The following is a 19,139-nucleotide window of genomic DNA, read 5'->3' as shown; positions in this document are numbered from 1 at the left end:
CAGAAGGTGCCCTCCGGCTCGACTGTGACGTGCTGGTGATCGGCGGCGGCACCGCAGGAACGATGGCCGCTTTGACGGCGGCCGACAACGGCGCCCAGGTGCTGCTGCTGGAAAAGGCGCACGTGCGACACTCCGGTGCGCTCGCGATGGGCATGGACGGGGTGAACAACGCCGTCATCCCCGGCAAGGCCGAGCCTGAGGACTACGTCGCCGAGATCACCCGCGCCAACGACGGAATCGTCAACCAGCGCACCATCTATCAGACCGCGACGCGCGGGTTCGCGATGGTGCAGCGTCTCGAGCGCTACGGCGTCAAGTTCGAGAAGGACGAACACGGCGAGTACGCGGTGCGCCGGGTGCACCGGTCCGGTTCCTACGTGCTGCCGATGCCCGAGGGTAAGGACGTCAAGAAGGCGCTGTACCGGGTGCTGCGGCAGCGCTCGATGCGGGAGAAGATCACGATCGAGAACCGGCTGATGCCGGTGCGAGTGCTGACCGACGACCCGGGCGAGCGCAGTGACGGGAAGTCAACATGCCGGGCCGTCGGCGCCGCCGCAGTCAACTCGCGCACGGGGGAATTCGTCGCGGTCGCGGCCAAGGCGGTGATCCTCGCCACCGGTGCTTGCGGGCGGCTTGGCCTTCCCGCGTCGGGATACCTTTACGGCACCTACGAAAACCCGACCAACGCCGGCGACGGCTATTCGATGGCGTATCACGCAGGTGCCGAACTGTCCGGTATCGAGTGTTTCCAGGTCAACCCGTTGATCAAGGACTACAACGGGCCGGCGTGCGCATACGTGGCCAATCCGTTCGGCGGTTATCAGGTCAATGCGTTGGGGGAGCGGTTCGTCGACTCCGACTATTGGTCGGGCCAGATGATGGCCGAGGTGAAACGTGAGATCGAATCGGCCCGCGGGCCCATCTATCTGAAGGTCTCGCACCTGCCCGACGAGACGCTGACCGCGTTGGAAAACATCCTGCACACCACCGAACGGCCCACCAGGGGCACGTTCCACGCAAACCGCGGTCACGATTACCGTACCCACGACGTCGAGATGCACATCTCCGAAATCGGCTTGTGCAGTGGGCATTCCGCGTCCGGCGTGTGGGTTGACGAACACGCTCGCACCACGGTTCCTGGACTGTATGCGGCAGGGGATCTGGCCTGCGTACCGCACAACTACATGATCGGCGCGTTCGTCTATGGCGACCTTGCCGGGGAGCATGCGGCGTCGACGGTTCCGCACGTCGCTGCCCCGCAGACGGTTCCCGCCGATCAGTTGCGTGATGCCCACGAGCTGGTTTATCGCCCACTGCGTCAGCCCGACGGCCCGCCGCAGCCACAGGTCGAATATAAGCTGCGCCGGTTCGTCAACGACTACGTGGCCCCACCCAAGACCGCGACCAAATTGTCGATCGCTGTGCAGAGCTTCGAGCGGATGCACGCCGAGATCGCCGAGATGGGCGCCACCACACCGCACGAGCTGATGCGGGCCGTCGAAGTGTCGTTCATCCGCGACTGCGCCGAGATGGCCGCGCGCGCGTCGCTAACCCGCACCGAATCGCGATGGGGCCTCTACCACGATCGCGCCGACATGCCGGAGCGCGATGACGAGTCATGGCGCTACCACCTGAACCTGCGGAAGGCCGCCGACGGCTCGATGGAGTTCCTGAAGCGACCCGTCGCAGCATATTTCGTGCCCGTGCCCGACCTGGAACACCTGCCATCTGAGCTGCCGGTGATACACGTCGAACAGCCGGCGCTGGCGAACAGCCGGGCACCCGCCACCGCGGCATCACGGCTGCGTACGGCGGGCGCCACCCAGCCGCCGTCGCCGCGAATAGTCGAAGTGCTGGCCCTGGAATCGCCTACGGTCACCGACCTGGCAGACTTCCTGAGCGATGCCGACCCCGGAGTGCGACGTACCGCGGTGTCCACGCTCGTCGAGCATCTGCCCGACGGTTATCCCGGCGCGCTGCTGAAGGCGTTGGGTGACGACGACACCGAGGTGCGCCGGGTTGCCGCCGACGGTGTGCGCGAACTCGTCGAGGTCCTTCCTGCACCGGAACATGTTGGGAAGCAGCTGAATTCGGAGGATCCGGTGGTGCGGGCGGTGGCGGTGTACCTGCTCGGCGCCCGCCGGGTGGGCGAACAGGGGCAATACCGGCACGCTTCAGCGGACGTCGACCACCGGGTGCGCATCGAAGCGGTGCGGGCACTGGTGTCCGTCGACGACTCCGACGGTGTCGCGGCCGCGGCCGGTGACGACAACCGTGAGGTCAGAATCGCGGCGGCCAACGGGCTTTCGACGCTGCGCAGGGGCGCGAACGCGGTGCGCCGGCTGGTCGGCGATGCCGACCCGTTGGTGCGCGCGGCGGCGCTGGCCGCACTCGGCGCCGTCGGATGCGGCGAAGACGATCTGGCCGATGTGCAGCGCGCGCTGACGGAGCCGGCATGGCAGGTGCGAGAGGGCGCGGCCAGGGCGCTGGCGGGAGCGGCGCCGACAGTCGCAGTGCCGAGGCTGTCACGCGCGCTTACCGATCAGCACCTCGACGTGCGTAAGGCGGCGGTGCTGACCCTGACGCGGTGGGCGGCGTCGGAGCAAGCGGCGCGCGATGCGCTCGGACTGGCGCTGGAAGACGGCGACGCCGACGTACGTGCGTACGCCCGCCACGCCCTGGCGGCTCAGGTCAGCTGACGGACGATGGTCGCCGACGGGGGTCCGCTGGCTGTGAAGAGCCCTGTTGAGGACGGCCGAACCCGGCGGCGCAACGATCAGTAGTCCGGCAGCTCGATGGCGTCGGCGGTGGTGAACCACTTTCTCTCGGCGACGTAACGAAAGGGCCAGCGCTGCATCCACTTCATCACCGCGGCGGTGACCGCGATATCGCTGGCCGACTTCGGGAGGTAACCGTCGATACCGTTCGGCAGGTCCTGGCACCGGTCGATGTAGGGCCGCATGACGGATTCATAGCGCTGCAGTGCCGCGGCCATCTCATTCGCGTCAAGGGAATCGGCGTGCCCGAGCTCGCCTGCCAAGACATACGCGCCGACGAGCGCGAGACTGGTGCCCATGCCGCTCAGCGGTGAGGCGCAGTATCCGGCGTCACCCGCGAGCGTGACCCGCCCCTGCGAGATCGTCGGCATGTGTACTTGCGCGAACGCGTCGAAGTAGAAGTCGTCGGCTGTTGCCGCCCCCGCAAGCAACGCGTCGCACTCCCAACCCGCGCCTGCGAAATATCTTGTCAGCAAGGCGCGTTGCTCGTCGGCACTGCGGCGGTCATAGGCGACGGGTCTCAACGCGTCGGAACGAAACGCCAGCCCCGCCTTACACATCGTCGGGTCATGCGACGGTCGCATCGACGCGTTGAGGCCCGGTGCCTGATACATCAGATACCAGCCGTCGAGCCCGACGGTGTCGGGCGCAGTGAACCATGCGTTGTATCCGCCGAGTTGCTTGACGAACTGCTCCTCGGGGCCGAACACCAAGCGGCGCACCGTCGAATGCGGCCCGTCGGCGCCGACCACGAGGTCCACCGACAGCGTTGTCCCGTCGGTCAGGGTGGCTTCTGCGGTGTCGCCGTTCTGGCTGAGTTCTGTTATGCCGGTGTTGAAGCGGTACTCGGCCCGATCCTTGGTCGCCTGATACAGCACATCGACCAGGTCGCCACGCAGGATCTCGAGCTTGGAGACCAAGCCGTTGCCGTGAAAGGCCGTCACCGGCATCTCCGCTCGGCGCTGTCCGTCGGATTTGATCCAGGCCACGCCGCGCTGGTCGAGCGAGTGTGCGCGCATCTCGGGGAGCAGGCCCATCCGCCGGGCCGCTTCACCGCCGGCACCCCGCAGATCTACGGTTTGTCCGCCAGGGCGGATGCCATCGGCGAGCTCAACGATCGTTACGCGAAAACCGCTTTTGTTCAGCCAGAAGGCCAGTGCAGGCCCCGCGATTCCGGCTCCGCTGATCAGGACGGTCGGCTGCGCCATGGCCGCAACGGTAACGCCTAGATGTCGAGCGCCTGATATGTCCGGCGCACAAATTTCGGCTGTGTTGATTGAAGCTTCAGCAATGACGTGTTGCCCGCAACCGCGGCCGCCGCGTCGGCGCCGAAGTTCGGGAGGTTCTGGATGAGGTAGATCAAGATGAGATTCTCGCTCGGATCAGCCTGCCACCATGTGCCGTAGGCACCGGGCCAGCTGAACGTCCCGACACCTCCTGGCCCGAACAGCGGACGGGACTGGGCCGGGTCGGTCACCACCGAAAGGTTCAGGCCGAAACCGCGGCCAATCCAGAAAGGCATACCGAGAAATGGATGACGCTTCTGCTCGTCGGTCAGCCGGTCGCCGCGCATCAACCGCACCGACTCTTCGGATAACACCCGTACACCGTCGACTTCACCGCCGGCCAGGAGCATCCGCGCAAAGGTCAGATAGTCGTCGGCGGTAGCGAACAGATTCGCGCCACCCATGCAGAACGGGGGCGGCGAGATGGGCGGTGGGCCCATCGCGTCATGGCTGAGCGTGTCGTCGTCCTCGAGCTTGTACATGGTGGCGGTCCGACCGCGGTTGCGAGCCGCCACGAAGAATCCGGTGTCGGACATGTTCAGTGGACCAAGGACCCGCTCGGTGAGCACGTCCTGAAGGGACTTGCCTTCGCTGCGTTCAAGCACGATCCCCAACACATCGGTGGCGTTGCTGTAGGTCAACCTGTCACCGGGTTGATGCTGAAGCGGTAATGCGGCCACCTCGGCCAGCCAGCTGTCCGGGTTCTGCCGCGCCGAGATGCGCGAGTACGCCTTCGCCAGTGGCCCTGTCACGGAGAAGAAGTACGCGAGCCCGCTTCGATGGGTCATCAGGTCTTCGACGGTGATCGGCCGGCGCGCCGGATGCGTCTTGTCCAGCGGGCCCCCCGGTGAGTCGAGCACCCGCATGTTCGACAGCTCCGGCAACCACTTCGCGACCGGGTCGGTCAGGGCCAGCTTGCCTTCGTCGAGCAAGGACATCGCGGCGGCGACGGTCACGGGCTTGGTCATCGATGCGACGCGGAAAATCGTGTCCCGTTGCATCGGGAGGCCGGCATCGACGTCGCGGTGGCCGAGTTCATGGACCTGCAGCACCTCGCCGGAGCGCCAAACGAGCGTGACCGCGCCCGCTAGCAGGCCGGCATCGATCGCTTCGCTGATGGAGGCCTGGTTGGTGTCGAGCTTCATCGGCGCCAGCGTACCCAGCGACGCAGCCGGCTCCGCTGGTGGCGCCGATTCGAGTACCCGACTACTCAATCGGAATCGGTCAGACCCGCGCACCATCGAGTTAGGTCTACCGAGCGGAGGAACGGACATGGACGACGCATCGGCTGTGAGTTCACCGACCGACGAATCCTCGCTGGTTGATGGCCATCGGCCGGCACCACCGCCGCCAGATGGCGGGTCGCCGTCTGCCGAGCCGATGTCGGCGAAGGTGGCCCGGCTGCTCGCCAACGGCTTCCCGCACTGAGATCTGCGGTGATCGACACGACCGCGGTCAGTTGTTCGCCACGCTGTCGCGGGCAGCCAATGAGCGGCGGTGTCGCTGCCGGCCGCCCGGATCGCGGGTGCTAAGCTCCCCCGGAAGTTCGACGTCCTTTAACGATCCGTCCCGAGAGGCGGAGAAGGAGGTCAGAGTCGCATCGTGGGCTCTCCCGACACCGAAAGGGAATTGTTGTCCGCCGCGGACGTCGGCAGGACCATCTCCCGCATCGCCCATCAGATCATCGAGAAGACCGCACTTGACGGTCCCGACGCTCCCGGGGTCATCCTGCTCGGCATCCCCACCCGCGGTGTGACACTGGCGGCCCGGCTCGCCGACAAGATCAAGGAATTCTGCGACGTCACGGTGCCGCACGGTGCCTTGGACATCACGCTCTACCGCGACGACCTCAACTTCAAGCCGCCTCGGCCACTGGAGGACACCTCCATTCCCGAGGGCGGCATCGATGACGCGCTGGTGATCCTCGTCGACGACGTGTTGTACTCCGGGCGGTCCGTTCGCTCCGCGCTGGACGCCCTGCGCGACATCGGCCGGCCTAGCGCCGTGCAACTCGCTGTGCTCGTCGATCGCGGCCACCGCGAACTGCCGCTGCGCGCCGACTACGTCGGAAAGAACGTGCCCACCTCGCGCAGCGAGAACGTCAAGGTGCGGCTGGCCGAGGACGACGGCTACGACGGCGTGTCCATCACACCGCACGGAGGGCCGAGACGATGAAGCATCTACTTTCGGCGGCCGATCTGACCCGCGACGACGCCATCGCGATCCTCGACGACGCCGACCGATTCAGCCAGGCGCTGCTTGGCCGCGAGGTCAAGAAGCTGCCGACGCTGCGCGGCCGCACCATCATCACGATGTTCTACGAGAACTCCACCCGCACCCGGGTCTCGTTCGAGGTGGCAGGCAAGTGGATGAGCGCCGACGTGATCAACGTCAGCGCATCGGGATCCTCGGTGTCCAAAGGGGAATCGCTGCGCGACACGGCGTTGACCCTGCGCGCCGCGGGGGCCGACGCGTTGATAATCCGCCATCCGGCGTCGGGGGCCGCCCAGCAGCTCGCAGAATGGACCGCCACCACCGACGGTGGTCCGTCCGTGATCAACGCCGGCGACGGTACCCACGAACACCCCACTCAGGCGCTGCTCGACGCGCTGACGATCCGGCAGCGGCTGGGCAGCATCGAGGGCAAGCGGGTGGTGATCGTCGGTGACGTGCTGCACAGCCGGGTGGCGCGGTCCAACGTCCTGCTGCTCGACACGCTGGGCGCCGAAGTGGTTCTCGTCGCGCCGCCCACGCTGCTGCCGGTCGGCGTCGCCGACTGGCCGGTGACCGTGTCCCATGACCTCGACGCCGAGCTACCCATCGCCGACACGGTGCTGATGCTTCGGGTGCAGGCCGAGCGGATGAACGGCGGCTTCTTCCCGTCGGCCAGGGAGTACTCGGTGCTCTACGGGCTCTCCGAGAAGCGGCAGGCGATGCTGCCCGGCAATGCGGTAGTGCTGCATCCCGGCCCGATGGTTCGCGGCATGGAGATTGCTTTCTCGGTCGCCGATTCGACGCAATCAGCGGTCCTGCAACAGGTTTCCAACGGCGTGCACGTTCGAATGGCGGTGCTGTTCCACCTGCTGGTTGGCGCTGAGCGGGAAGCGATCAGCGCATGAGCCTGCTGATCCGAGGAGTGCGGCTCTACGGCGAAGGCGACCGCCTCGACGTGCTCATATCCGATGCCCAGATCGCCGAGATCGGTCCGGAGCTGGCCATCCCCGACGATGCCGACGTTGTCGACGCCACCGGCCAGATCCTGCTTCCTGGCTTCGTCGATCTACACACCCACCTGCGTGAGCCCGGTCGCGAGTACGCCGAGGACATCGAAACCGGTTCGGCGGCAGCGGCGTTGGGCGGCTACACCGCGGTGTTCGCGATGGCCAACACCAATCCGGTCGCCGACAGCCCCGTCGTCACCGACCACGTCTGGCACCGCGGCCAGCAGGTCGGCCTTGTCGACGTGCATCCGGTCGGCGCCGTCACCATGGGCCTGGCCGGATCGCAGCTCACCGAGATGGGCATGATGGCCGCCGGCGCCGGCCAGGTGCGGCTGTTCTCCGACGACGGCGTCTGCGTGGACGATCCGTTGATCATGCGCCGCGCGCTCGAGTACGCCACGGGCCTCGGTGTGCTGATCGCGCAGCACGCCGAAGAGCCGCGGCTCACGGTCGGCGCCGTCGCCCACGAGGGACCCAACGCCGCGCGGCTCGGTTTGGCCGGCTGGCCCCGCGCCGCCGAGGAATCCATCGTCGCCCGCGACGCGCTGCTGGCCCGCGATGCAGGAGCGCGCGTGCACATCTGCCACGCCTCCACGGCGGGCACCGTCGAGATCATCAGATGGGCTAAGGCGCAAGGCATTTCGATCACAGCCGAGGTAACGCCACATCACTTGATGCTTGACGACCGTCGGCTGGCCACCTACGACGGCCGCAACCGGGTCAACCCGCCACTGCGGGAGGCCACCGACACCGATGCGCTGCGCCGTGCCCTCGCCGACGGCGTCATCGACTGCGTCGCCACCGACCACGCACCTCACGCCGAACACGAAAAGTTCTGCGAGTTCTCCGCCGCCCTGCCCGGCATGCTCGGCCTGCAGACCGCTCTGTCGGTCGTCGTCGACACGATGGTGCGGCCCGGCCTGCTGACGTGGCGCGACGTCGCCAGGGTGATGAGCGAGAACCCGGCCCGCATAGTCGGATTGCCGGACCAGGGCCGGCCCCTCGAGATCGGCGAACCGGCCAACCTGACCGTCGTCGACCCCGACGCTACCTGGACCGTTGCCGGTGGGCAGCTGGCCAGCCGCTCGGACAACACCCCGTACGAATCCATGGAATTGCCTGCGGCCGTGACGATGACGCTGCTGCGGGGCAAGGTCACCGCGCGCGACGGGAAGAGCCCGGCGTGAACGGCGAGCGAGGAGCGGATCGCGCATGAACGGCAAGCGAGAAGCGCAGGCGGATCGCGCATGAACACCGGAACCCTCGTCGCGTCGCTGACCATGGCCGCGGTGCTTGCGGTGCTGGTCGCGTTCCTGATCCGGCAGATGATGCGCGGCTGGCTGCACCGCGCGCAGCGCCAGGCGCAATTGATTGGCACGCTGCCGCCGCTGCCGGATAGCGTTGGCCCGGCGCTGATCCCCGCGACCAAGGGCCTCTACGTCGGCAGCACGCTGGCGCCCAGCTGGCTGGACCGCATCGCCGTCGGTGACCTCGGCTACCGCGCCAAGGCCGTGCTGACCCGCTATCCCGAAGGAATCATGTTGCAGCGCAACGGTGCCGGCCCGATCTGGATACCCGACGACGCGATCGCGGCGATCCGCACCGAGAAGGGCATCGCGGGCAAGGCGATGACCCACGAAGGCATCCTTGCCATCAGGTGGCGGTTGCCGTCGGGTGCCGAAATCGACACCGGATTTCGCGCCGACGATCGCCGGGAATACGACCGCTGGCTGAAGGAGGCCGCATGAGGGGCGTGGCGGTGCTGGTGCTCGAGGACGGCCGCATCTTCACCGGCACCCCGTTCGGAGCCGTCGGGCAGACGCTCGGCGAGGCGGTGTTCTCCACCGGCATGTCGGGCTACCAGGAAACCCTCACCGACCCGAGTTACCACGGGCAGATCGTGGTGGCCACGGCGCCGCAGATCGGTAACACCGGGTGGAACCATGAGGACGCAGAGAGTCGCGGCGACAAGATCTGGGTGGCCGGCTATGCGGTGCGCGATCCGTCGCCGCGGGCGTCGAACTGGCGCGCCACCGGCACGCTCTCCGACGAACTGGTCCGGCAGGAGATCGTCGGCGTCGCGGGCATCGACACCCGCGCCGTGGTGCGACACCTTCGCAGCCTCGGCTCGATGAAGGCGGGCGTGTTCAGTGGAGATGCGGCGGACGCGGCCGTTGACGAGCTGCTCAGCCGAGTGCGCAGCCAGCCGTCGATGCTCGGCGCCAACCTCGCGGGCCAAGTCAGCACCGAGGCCAGCTATGTGGTGGAACCAGATGGGCCACAACGGTTCACCGTCGCAGCCATCGACCTCGGCATCAAGACCAACACGCCGCGCAACTTCGCAAGGCGCGGCATTCGCAGCCATGTGCTGCCGTCGACGGTGGCGTTCGACCAGATCGCCGAGCTCAAGCCTGACGGGGTGTTTCTGTCCAACGGGCCCGGCGACCCGGCGACCGCCGACCACATCGTCGGGGTCACTCGAGAAGTGCTCGGTGCCGGCATCCCGCTGTTCGGCATCTGCTTCGGCAACCAGATTCTCGGTAGGGCGCTCGGCCGCTCGACCTACAAGATGGTGTTCGGGCACCGGGGCATCAATGTGCCGGTCATCGATCACGCCACCGGTCGGGTCGCGGTGACCGCGCAGAACCACGGATTCGCACTCGAAGGCGAAGCGGGGGAGCGGTTCGATACCCCGTTCGGCAGCGCGGAAGTCAGCCACACCTGCGCCAACGACGGCGTTGTCGAAGGCATCAAACTGGTTGACGGGCGCGCCTTTTCGGTGCAGTACCACCCTGAGGCGGCGGCAGGCCCACACGACGCGGAGTACCTGTTCGACCAATTCGTCGACTTGATGGCAGGGGTGGGCCCCCAGCCTGCGAGGGGAGACCGCTAGATGCCGCGTCGCACCGACCTGCGCCACGTGCTGGTGATCGGCTCGGGGCCGATCGTCATCGGCCAAGCCTGCGAGTTCGACTATTCGGGGACCCAGGCCTGTCGCGTGCTGCGCGCCGAAGGGCTGCAGGTGAGTCTGGTCAACTCCAACCCGGCGACCATCATGACCGACCCCGAGTTCGCCGACCACACCTACATCGAGCCGATCACCCCCGCGTTCGTCGAGCAAGTCATCGCCCAGCAGGCCGAGCGCGGTAACAAGATCGACGCGCTGCTGGCCACGCTGGGCGGGCAGACCGCGCTGAACACCGCCGTCGCGCTCTACGAAAACGGGGCGCTGGAACGCTACGGGGTCGAGCTGATCGGCGCCGACTTCGAGGCGATCCAGCGCGGCGAGGATAGACAGCGGTTCAAGGACATCGTCGCCAAGGTCGGCGGCGAATCCGCCCGCTCCCGCGTGTGTTTCACCATGGACGAGGTCCGTGAGACGGTCGAGGAACTCGGGCTCCCTGTGGTGGTGCGTCCCTCGTTCACCATGGGTGGACTCGGCTCGGGCATGGCGCATTCCGCCGTGGACGTCGAGCGGATGGCCGGCGACGGGTTGACCGCCTCGCCCAGCGCCAACGTGCTGATCGAGGAATCCATCTTCGGCTGGAAGGAATTCGAGCTCGAGCTGATGCGCGACGGTCACGACAACGTGGTCGTGGTGTGTTCGATCGAGAACGTCGACCCGATGGGTGTGCACACCGGCGACTCGGTGACCGTCGCTCCCGCGATGACGCTGACCGACCGTGAATACCAGAAGATGCGCGACCTCGGCATCGCGATCCTGCGCGAGGTCGGCGTCGACACCGGCGGCTGCAACATCCAGTTCGCGGTCAACCCACAAGACGGGCGCCTGATCGTCATCGAGATGAACCCGCGGGTGTCGAGGTCAAGCGCGCTGGCGTCCAAGGCCACCGGCTTCCCGATCGCCAAGATCGCCGCCAAGCTGGCGATCGGCTACACCCTCGACGAGATTCTCAACGACATCACCAAGGAAACGCCGGCGTGCTTTGAGCCGACTCTGGACTACGTCGTGGTCAAGGCGCCGCGGTTCGCGTTCGAGAAGTTCCCTGGCGCCGACGCGACACTGACAACCACGATGAAGTCCGTCGGCGAGGCAATGTCGCTTGGCCGCAACTTCATCGAAGCGCTCGGCAAGGTGATGCGTTCCCTGGAAACCGACCGGGCCGGCTTCTGGACCAAACCCGATCCCCCGCAAGGCTCGGTGTCGGTCGAGGACCTGCTTGAGGGTCTCAAGACGCCCACCGACGGGCGGCTCTACGACATCGAGCTTGCGCTGCGCCTCGGCGCCACCGTCGAACAGGTCTCGCAGGCCTCCGGCGTCGACCCGTGGTTCGTCGAACAGATCGCGGGACTGGTTGCGCTGCGGTCCGAGCTTCAGGACGCGCCCGTGCTGGACGGCGAACTGCTGCGGCGAAGCAAGCATCACGGATTGTCGGATCGCCAGATCGCCGCGCTGCGACCGGAACTTGCCGGTGAGGTTGGTGTGCGCGCGCTGCGTCGGCGGCTCGGCATCCATCCCGTCTTCAAGACCGTCGACACCTGCGCGGCCGAGTTCGAGGCCAAGACGCCGTATCACTACAGCAGCTACGAGACCGACCCCGCCGCCGAGACCGAGGTCGCCGCGCAGGCCGACAAGCCCAAGGTGCTGATTCTCGGGTCCGGACCGAACCGAATCGGGCAGGGCATCGAGTTCGACTACAGCTGCGTGCACGCCGCGACCACGTTGAGTGAGGCCGGATTCGAGACCGTCATGATCAACTGCAACCCCGAAACCGTGTCAACCGACTACGACACCGCCGACCGGCTCTACTTCGAACCGCTGACGTTTGAGGATGTCCTCGAGGTGTACTACGCCGAATCCGCCTCCGGTAAGGGTGGTCCTGGCGTGGTCGGCGCCATCGTGCAACTCGGCGGGCAGACCCCACTCGGACTGGCGCAGCGGCTCGCCGACGCCGGCGTGCCGATCGTGGGCACCAGCCCCAAGGCCATCAACCTGGCCGAGGACCGTGGTGCATTCGGCGAGGTGCTCAACATCGCGGGGTTGCCCGCGCCTCGGTTCGGCACCGCGACCAGCTTCGAGCAGGCCCGCCGCATTGCCGCCGACATCGGCTACCCGGTGCTCGTCCGGCCGTCCTACGTGCTCGGCGGCCGCGGCATGGAGATCGTGTACGACGAAGAGACCCTGCAGGGCTACATCACCCGAGCAACCGAACTGTCGCCCGAGCACCCGGTACTGGTCGACCGATTCCTCGAGGACGCCATCGAGATCGACGTCGACGCGCTGTGTGACGGCACCGAGGTGTACATCGGCGGGGTGATGGAACACATCGAGGAAGCCGGCATCCACTCCGGCGACTCGGCGTGCGCGCTGCCGCCGGTCACCTTGGGCCGCCAGGACATCGAGTCCGTGCGGCATGCCACCGAAGCCATCGCACACGGCATCGGGGTCGTCGGTCTGCTCAACGTGCAGTACGCGCTGAAGGACGACGTGCTCTACGTGCTGGAGGCCAACCCGCGCGCGAGCCGCACCGTGCCGTTCGTGTCGAAGGCCACCGCGGTGCCGCTCGCGAAGGCGTGCGCGCGAATCATGCTGGGCGCCACGATCGCCCAGCTGCGCGATGAGGGCGTGCTGGCCAAGACCGGCGACGGGGCCAGCATCGCGCCGAACGCCCCGATCGCGGTCAAGGAGGCGGTGCTGCCGTTCAACCGGTTCCGCAAGGCCGACGGCTCGCAGGTCGACTCGCTGCTCGGACCCGAGATGAAGTCGACTGGCGAAGTGATGGGCATCGACCGCGACTTCGGCACCGCCTTCGCCAAGAGCCAGACCGCCGCCTACGGCTCGCTGCCCGCCGAGGGCACGGTCTTCGTCTCGGTGGCCAACCGCGACAAGCGCTCACTGGTGTTCCCGGTCAAGCGACTGGCCGATCTGGGTTTCCGCGTGCTGGCCACCGAAGGCACCGCCGAGATGCTTCGCCGCAACGGCATTCCGTGCGACGTCGTGCGCAAGCACTTCGAGGAGCCGGGTGGCGGCCGTCCTGTGATGTCGGCGGTCGACGCCATCCGCGCTGGCGATGTGGACATGGTGATCAACACGCCCTACGGCAACTCCGGCCCGCGCATCGACGGCTACGAGATCCGGTCGGCGGCGGTCGCGATGAACATCCCGTGCGTCACGACGGTGCAGGGTGCGTCGGCCGCGGTGCAGGGCATCGAGGCGGGCATCCGCGGCGACATCGGCGTGATGTCGCTGCAGGAGTTGCATGCGCGGCTGGGCGGACGCGAGGAGCGGTTGGGCAAGGGTGCGCCGGAGTGACGGCATTCGGGGCCAGGCTGGCCGCGGCCACGGCCGAGCGGGGACCGCTGTGCCTGGGGATCGACCCGCACCCCGAACTGCTGACGGCCTGGGGGCTGACCACCGACGCCGACGGGCTCAGCGCGTTCTGTGACATCTGCGTCGAGGCCTTCGCGGGATTCGCGGTGGTCAAGCCTCAGGTGGCCTTCTTCGAGACTTACGGCGCGGCAGGCTATTCCGTGCTGGAACGCACCATCGCGGGCTTGCAGGAGGCCGCGGTGCTGGTGCTGGCGGACGCCAAGCGCGGCGACATCGGCTCCACGATGGCCGCCTACGCCGCCGCCTGGGCAGGTGATTCGCCACTGGCCGCCGATGCGGTGACCGCAACCCCGTATCTCGGCTTCGGCTCGCTGCAGCCTCTGCTCGATACCGCTGCCGCGAACGAGCGCGGGGTGTTCGTCGTCGCGGCGACCTCCAACCCCGAGGGCGCGAGCGTGCAGCGCGCGATGGTCGACGGGAAGACGGTCGCCCAGTCGATCGTCGACGCGGCGGCCGCGGTGAACCGTGCCGCGTCGCCGGAAAGGGGTTCCGTCGGCGTCGTCGTCGGCGCCACGCTCTCGGACGTCCCTGACCTCAGCGCGCTGGGCGGACCGGTATTGGTACCCGGGGTTGGCGCCCAGGGCGGCAGGCTGGAGTCGCTGGCCGGCCTCGGCGGGGCACTCCCCGGGCAGCTGTTGCCTGCCGTTTCCCGCGAGCTGCTGCGTGCCGGACCCGATGTCGCTGCGCTGCGCGCCACTGCCGAGCGGATGCGCGACACCGCCGCGTACCTGTCCGTTTAGACGCAACGGCGGGTCACCGTTACCGGTGACCCGCCGCGCTACTTCCCCGTGGCTTACAGCGGAATCCACTGGCCGAGGAACCAGAAGCCCCAGCCGTTGTGGCCCCCGTCGAACACCGGATTGACCTGCTGGCCGTACCAGTTGAACGGCTGGTGGTCGTTGCGCCCTTGGTCGATGCCGCGGTGGCCCCAGTCGAGGGGGGCGGGACCGGGCCCGCCGCGGTTGTCGTGCTGATCCTGTCCGCAGGGCGGCCTGTTCGGCGCGTTGCACTGCGGTCCTGGATCCGCGGACGCCGTGCCGAGGCCGACGCCGAACAACCCGGCGAGTCCGACTCCGGCTGCCAGCGTCGACGCGTACATGGCTCGCTTGAAGGTCATCAGTGTCTCTCCACTTCTCGTCCCGTGGGCGCGAGTTCGCCTCACACCCAAGACGTTAAGGGGCGGAAGTAGGTTGGCCCTGTGGCCGCGATGGGTGCGGGCTGTGGATCCGATAACGGATCGAAAACCGTTTGCTCTCAGGGCGATTGCGGCAGCCGGGAGGTCGCGAAGAACATTGCGAAGGGCGTTGCCAGTTCGACCACCAACATGGCCGAGTAGAACGCGTTGGGTGGTCCGGAGATCGCGATCGACACCAACCGGGCCAGACCGCAGAACAGGAACACCGCGGCGAGCAGATTGAGCGGTCGACGCTTCGCCTCGATGCCGGGCACGCACCACAGGAACGCGAGGCCGTAGCAGAGGAAGAGTGCGGCGAAGAAGCGGTGCTCACCTTCAGCGCTGGCGTTGAGCGAGCTGCCGCCGATCACGGCCGCACCGCCGAGGACGAGGTGCACCAAGGCGATGCCGACTGTCGCGAGACCGATGACCGTTACCAGGATCTGGGTCGTTCGCCGCATCGCGTCCACCGCCCTACTCGTCTACTACGCACTGTAGTTGTTCGGTGGCGCGGTGGCAACGAAATGCGGCCGGTGATGTCGCCATCACCGGCCGCACGTCGCTGGATCCGATCAGGCCGTCACAGCGGAATCCAGATGCCGAAGAACCAGAATCCCCAGTTGTTGAAGTCGGGATTGAAGATCGGCTGCACCCAGCTGCCGTTGTAGTTGAACGGTTGGTGGTCGTACCGGCCCTGGTCCAGCCCACGCCAGGCGAGGTCTGGCGGCGGCGGACCCCAGTTCGGCCCGCCCGGGCTGCCCGGTCCACCGCGCCCGTCGTCCGGCCCACCGGGGCCGTTGAATCCGCCAGGTCCGCCGGGCCCACCGGGGCCGTTGAAGCCACCCGGTCCACCACGCCCGTCGTCCGGCCCTCCAGGCCCGCCTGGAGGGCCGCTGGGCCCATCGGGAGGCCCGCCGGGTCCGCCGGGTCCGCCGCGGTCCGGCGGAGGCTGCTGGCCACCGGGCCCACCGGGCCCACCCGGGCCGCCTGCTCCACCTGGTCCACCTGGGCCCTGGCAGGTACCGCCCTGGGGCCCGCACGGCGGCGGGCCCGGCTGCGCGCCGGCGAGGCCGACCCCGGCGGTCAGTGCGGAGACACCGACGCCGATGGCGATCGCGGAGGCACAGGTCACGCGCTTGAGATGCATGGCCACTTTCCTTTCGAGGCATTCGGAAGCCCTTGATCAACCCGACAGCCGAACGCTATGCAGGCAACCTGTGCGCGAGCTTTTTACTGCGTATGAGTGGCCATAGAGGTGGCTGAAGTGACAGGTGTAACTCAAGTGACGGAAGTGGCGTTGTACCAGTGCGCGGAGACCGTGCCGACACGCCCGACTCGCCGTGACCAGCGAAAATTTCTCAACCAGCGGGCCGGTTGTGCGCTCCGGGGGCACCTGTGGGATGCCTGGCCCGGCGGCGAGGCCGGGCTGAGTCGGTCAAAACCGTTGATATGCAGGCACATCGATGGCCAGCGGGGCGCAAACGGGGCCAAATCGGGCCGGTGACGGCGTAGTCGGGCCCCGGAACGTTCTCCCTACACGCTGGACTTTTAACGCCCAAACCGGGGGGTGGGGTTAGCTTTCGTCAGCCAGCGTGGGTACGGTCGTCGTCGCTGGCTGGTTCTCCTACCAGTCAAGACAAGAGATTGACGGCGATGAGACGGAGGAAACCGTGGCCCTTCCCCAGTTGACCGACGAACAGCGCGCGGCAGCGTTGGAGAAGGCTGCTGCCGCACGTCGACTGCGAGCCGAGCTCAAAGATCGGCTCAAGCGCGGCGGCACCAACCTCAAGCAGGTCCTCAAGGACGCTGAGACCAACGAGGTCTTGGGCAAGATGAAGGTTTCCGCACTGCTGGAAGCGTTGCCCAAGGTGGGCAAGGTCAAGGCGCAGGAAATCATGACCGAGCTGGAGATCGCTCCGACCCGCCGCTTGCGCGGCCTCGGCGATCGTCAGCGCAAGGCCCTGCTGGAAAAGTTCGACTTCACGGCCGACTAGCGCCGGCTGGGACCGGACGGCGGTTGCGATGAGTCGAATTGTCGTGCTGTCCGGTCCCTCTGCCGTCGGGAAGTCGACGGTCGTGCGGTGCCTGCGCGACCGGGTTCCCGACCTGCACTTCAGCGTCTCCGCCACCACTAGGGCGCCCCGCCCGGGCGAAGTGGACGGAGTCGACTACTCGTTCGTCTCGGCCGAACGATTCCAGCAGCTCATCGACGACGGTGAGCTGCTCGAATGGGCTGAGATCCACGGTGGCCTACACCGATCCGGTACGCCCGCCGAACCCATCCGAATGGCCGCCCGCGCGGGATTTCCCGTGCTCATCGAGGTCGACCTCGCTGGTGCCCGGTCCGTGAAGGCTGCCATGCCCACGGCGGTCAGCGTCTTCCTCGCCCCGCCCAGCTGGGCCGCCTTGGAGGCCCGTTTGGTCGGTCGTGGGACCGAAAGCCCCGAGGTGATGACCCGCCGGCTCGACACCGCGAAGGCCGAACTTGCCGCTCAACACACCTTCGACAAGGTGGTCGTCAACAGCCAATTGGAGTCCGCGTGCGCGGAATTGGTATCGTTGCTGGTGGGCCGTTAAAAGATTGTGCTCCGAACCCGGCGCGAATCGACCCGACAGCTAGCTAGCCCTCAAGTGAAAACGCCAGGAGATTTCTTCGTGACAACCCCAGTCGAGAGCCCAGACTCCGACGCCGCCAACGCCTACGACACCCCGCTGGGCATCACCAATCCGCCGATCGACGAGCTGCTCGATCGCGCGTCGAGCAAGTACGCGCTGGTCATCTTCGCAGCCAAGCGGGCGCGTCAGATCAACGATTACTACAACCAGCTCGGCGACGGCATCCTCGAGTACGTCGGCCCGCTGGTCGAGCCGGGCCTGCAGGAGAAGCCCCTGTCGATCGCGATGCGCGAGATCCACGGCGACCTGCTCGAACACACCGAAGGCGAGTAGTCGAGCAGGCCGCCCGAGCACGTGAGTACGGACCGCAAGCGGATCGTTGTCGGCGTCGCCGGAGGCATCGCCGCGTACAAGGCGTGCTCGGTCGTCCGGCAGCTCACCGAAGCCGGCCACCACGTCCGCGTGGTCCCCACCGAATCGGCTCTGAAGTTCGTCGGAGCCGCCACCTTCGAGGCGTTGTCGGGTCAGCCCGTCCGCACCGGGGTGTTCGAGGACGTCAACGAGGTTCCGCACGTCCGCATCGGCCAGGACGCAGACCTGGTCGTGGTCGCGCCCGCCACCGCCGATCTGCTGTCGCGCGCTGTCGCGGGCCGTGGCGACGACCTGCTGACCGCCACGCTGCTGACCGCGCGATGTCCGGTGCTGTTCGCGCCCGCGATGCACACCGAGATGTGGTTTCACCCGGCCACCGTCGAGAACGTCGCAACGCTGCGCCGTCGCGGTGCGGTCGTACTCGAGCCGGCCTCCGGCAGGCTCACCGGCGCCGACAGCGGCGCGGGCCGGCTGCCCGAGCCCGAGGAGATCACCACCTTGGCCCGGCTGCTGCTTGAGCGTCCCGACGCCCTGCCCCACGACATGGCGGGCGTCAAGGTGCTCGTCACCGCAGGCGGTACGCGTGAGCCCATCGACCCCGTGCGCTTCATCGGCAACCGCAGCTCGGGCAAACAGGGGTACGCCGTGGCGCGCGTCGCGGCGCAGCGCGGCGCCGATGTGACGTTGGTCGCAGGCAATACGGCCGGCCTGGTCGACCCCGCGGGCGTCGAGGTGATTCACATCGGGTCCGCGAGCCAGTTGCAGGACGCGGTGTCCAAGCACGCCCCCGGCGCAAACGTGTTGGTGATGGCCGCGGCGGTCGCCGATTTCCGCCCCACCCACGTCGCCACCAGCAAGATCAAGAAGACCGCGGACTCCACAGCCGACGCCCCCATCGAACTGAGCCGCACCGACGACGTGCTGGCCGGGACGGTGCGGGCGCGCACCGACGGCCAGCTCCCCAACATGCGCGCAATCGTGGGATTCGCCGCGGAGACGGGGGACGCCAACGGCGACGTGCTGTTCCACGCCAGGGCGAAACTGCAGCGCAAGGGCTGCGATCTCCTCGTCGTGAACGCCGTCGGCGATGGCCGCGCGTTCGAGGTGGACAACAATGATGGGTGGCTGCTTGCGGCCGACGGCAACGAGGCCGCACTGGAGCACGGTTCGAAGACATTGATGGCCAGTCGTATCGTGGACGCGATCGCGGCCTTCCTCCGCAGCCGGGATGGGTGACGCGTCACACGCGACACGTTGCGTCTAAGGGTTGCGCAAGACGTGCGCACACGCTTTGCTGCGTCGGGGCACGGAGCCGCGCCGGCGGCGACATCAGACCACAGA

Annotated in this window: 18 protein-coding genes; 13 read left to right on the top strand and 5 right to left on the bottom strand. The window is 67.5% G+C overall.

The genetic code is table 11. From position 1 onward, the window contains the following. On the top strand, positions 1-2,699 hold a 2,699-nt coding region (locus tag QOC69_RS33545), incomplete at its 5' end, for a fumarate reductase/succinate dehydrogenase flavoprotein subunit (RefSeq protein WP_526446790.1). 77 nt (positions 2,700-2,776) lie between these two features. Here QOC69_RS33545 and QOC69_RS33540 read toward each other — a convergent pair. After that, positions 2,777-3,985, bottom strand: coding sequence for an FAD-dependent monooxygenase (locus QOC69_RS33540; RefSeq protein WP_353359649.1), 1,209 nt, complete (start codon positions 3,983-3,985; stop codon positions 2,777-2,779). A 17-nt stretch (positions 3,986-4,002) separates the two neighbouring features. Next, positions 4,003-5,208 carry a serine hydrolase domain-containing protein gene (locus QOC69_RS33535; RefSeq protein ID WP_353359651.1) on the bottom strand — a complete coding sequence of 402 codons (1,206 nt, stop codon included), beginning with the start codon at positions 5,206-5,208 and terminating at the stop codon, positions 4,003-4,005. 127 nt (positions 5,209-5,335) lie between these two features. Between QOC69_RS33535 and QOC69_RS33530 the strand changes: the two genes are divergently transcribed. From QOC69_RS33530 to pyrF, 8 genes are all read left to right on the top strand, one after another. Further along, positions 5,336-5,491: a hypothetical protein gene (locus QOC69_RS33530; RefSeq protein WP_353359652.1), complete on the top strand. Its 156-nt coding sequence runs from the start codon at positions 5,336-5,338 to the stop codon at positions 5,489-5,491. 174 nt (positions 5,492-5,665) lie between these two features. Then, the gene (gene pyrR / locus QOC69_RS33525; protein WP_353359653.1) at positions 5,666-6,238 is read left to right on the top strand and encodes a bifunctional pyr operon transcriptional regulator/uracil phosphoribosyltransferase PyrR; all 573 of its coding nucleotides are present in this window, start codon (positions 5,666-5,668) and stop codon (positions 6,236-6,238) included. Further along, positions 6,235-7,182, top strand: coding sequence for an aspartate carbamoyltransferase catalytic subunit (locus QOC69_RS33520; protein ID WP_353359655.1), 948 nt, complete (start codon positions 6,235-6,237; stop codon positions 7,180-7,182). The genes pyrR and QOC69_RS33520 overlap by 4 nt, the downstream gene beginning before the upstream one ends. Beyond that, positions 7,179-8,471: a dihydroorotase gene (locus tag QOC69_RS33515; protein ID WP_353359656.1), complete on the top strand. Its 1,293-nt coding sequence runs from the start codon at positions 7,179-7,181 to the stop codon at positions 8,469-8,471. Before QOC69_RS33520 ends, QOC69_RS33515 begins: the two co-directional genes overlap by 4 nt. 60 nt (positions 8,472-8,531) lie before the next feature. Then, positions 8,532-9,032, top strand: a complete 501-nt coding sequence (locus QOC69_RS33510) for a PH-like domain-containing protein (RefSeq protein WP_353359658.1) — start codon at positions 8,532-8,534, stop codon at positions 9,030-9,032. Beyond that, entirely contained in the window at positions 9,029-10,177 is a 1,149-nt protein-coding gene (gene carA / locus QOC69_RS33505) for a glutamine-hydrolyzing carbamoyl-phosphate synthase small subunit (protein WP_353359659.1), read from the top strand. The genes QOC69_RS33510 and carA overlap by 4 nt, the downstream gene beginning before the upstream one ends. Then, complete coding sequence (gene carB, locus QOC69_RS33500; protein ID WP_526446789.1) at positions 10,178-13,558, top strand: carbamoyl-phosphate synthase large subunit; 3,381 nt, start codon at positions 10,178-10,180, stop codon at positions 13,556-13,558. Next, positions 13,555-14,376: an orotidine-5'-phosphate decarboxylase gene (gene pyrF, locus QOC69_RS33495; protein WP_526446788.1), complete on the top strand. Its 822-nt coding sequence runs from the start codon at positions 13,555-13,557 to the stop codon at positions 14,374-14,376. The genes carB and pyrF overlap by 4 nt, the downstream gene beginning before the upstream one ends. Before the next feature lie 53 nt (positions 14,377-14,429). Here the strand turns inward: pyrF and QOC69_RS33490 are convergent, their stop codons facing one another. From QOC69_RS33490 to QOC69_RS33480, 3 genes are all read right to left on the bottom strand, one after another. Next, positions 14,430-14,753, bottom strand: coding sequence for a hypothetical protein (locus QOC69_RS33490; protein ID WP_526446787.1), 324 nt, complete (start codon positions 14,751-14,753; stop codon positions 14,430-14,432). 137 nt (positions 14,754-14,890) lie between these two features. Next, positions 14,891-15,271, bottom strand: coding sequence for a DUF4345 family protein (locus QOC69_RS33485; RefSeq protein ID WP_526446786.1), 381 nt, complete (start codon positions 15,269-15,271; stop codon positions 14,891-14,893). Between the two features lie 119 nt (positions 15,272-15,390). Next, positions 15,391-15,957 carry a hypothetical protein gene (locus QOC69_RS33480; RefSeq protein ID WP_526446785.1) on the bottom strand — a complete coding sequence of 189 codons (567 nt, stop codon included), beginning with the start codon at positions 15,955-15,957 and terminating at the stop codon, positions 15,391-15,393. Positions 15,958-16,480: 523 nt separating this feature from the next. On the opposite strand from QOC69_RS33480, the gene mihF reads away from it, so the two are divergent. From mihF to coaBC, 4 genes are all read left to right on the top strand, one after another. After that, positions 16,481-16,804: an integration host factor, actinobacterial type gene (gene mihF, locus QOC69_RS33475; RefSeq protein WP_184433511.1), complete on the top strand. Its 324-nt coding sequence runs from the start codon at positions 16,481-16,483 to the stop codon at positions 16,802-16,804. Positions 16,805-16,832: 28 nt separating this feature from the next. After that, positions 16,833-17,387, top strand: a complete 555-nt coding sequence (gmk, locus tag QOC69_RS33470) for a guanylate kinase (protein WP_526446784.1) — start codon at positions 16,833-16,835, stop codon at positions 17,385-17,387. A 78-nt stretch (positions 17,388-17,465) separates the two neighbouring features. After that, entirely contained in the window at positions 17,466-17,759 is a 294-nt protein-coding gene (gene rpoZ, locus QOC69_RS33465; RefSeq protein WP_526446783.1) for a DNA-directed RNA polymerase subunit omega, read from the top strand. A gap of 21 nt (positions 17,760-17,780) precedes the next feature. Then, positions 17,781-19,034 carry a bifunctional phosphopantothenoylcysteine decarboxylase/phosphopantothenate--cysteine ligase CoaBC gene (gene coaBC, locus QOC69_RS33460; RefSeq protein WP_526446782.1) on the top strand — a complete coding sequence of 418 codons (1,254 nt, stop codon included), beginning with the start codon at positions 17,781-17,783 and terminating at the stop codon, positions 19,032-19,034. Positions 19,035-19,139: the final 105 nt, after the last annotated feature.

The sequence above is a fragment of the Mycobacterium sp. genome (assembly GCF_032162105.1).
Classification (GTDB): Bacteria; Actinomycetota; Actinomycetes; order Mycobacteriales; family Mycobacteriaceae; genus Mycobacterium.
This window is presented reverse-complemented; position numbering and strand designations above follow the sequence as displayed.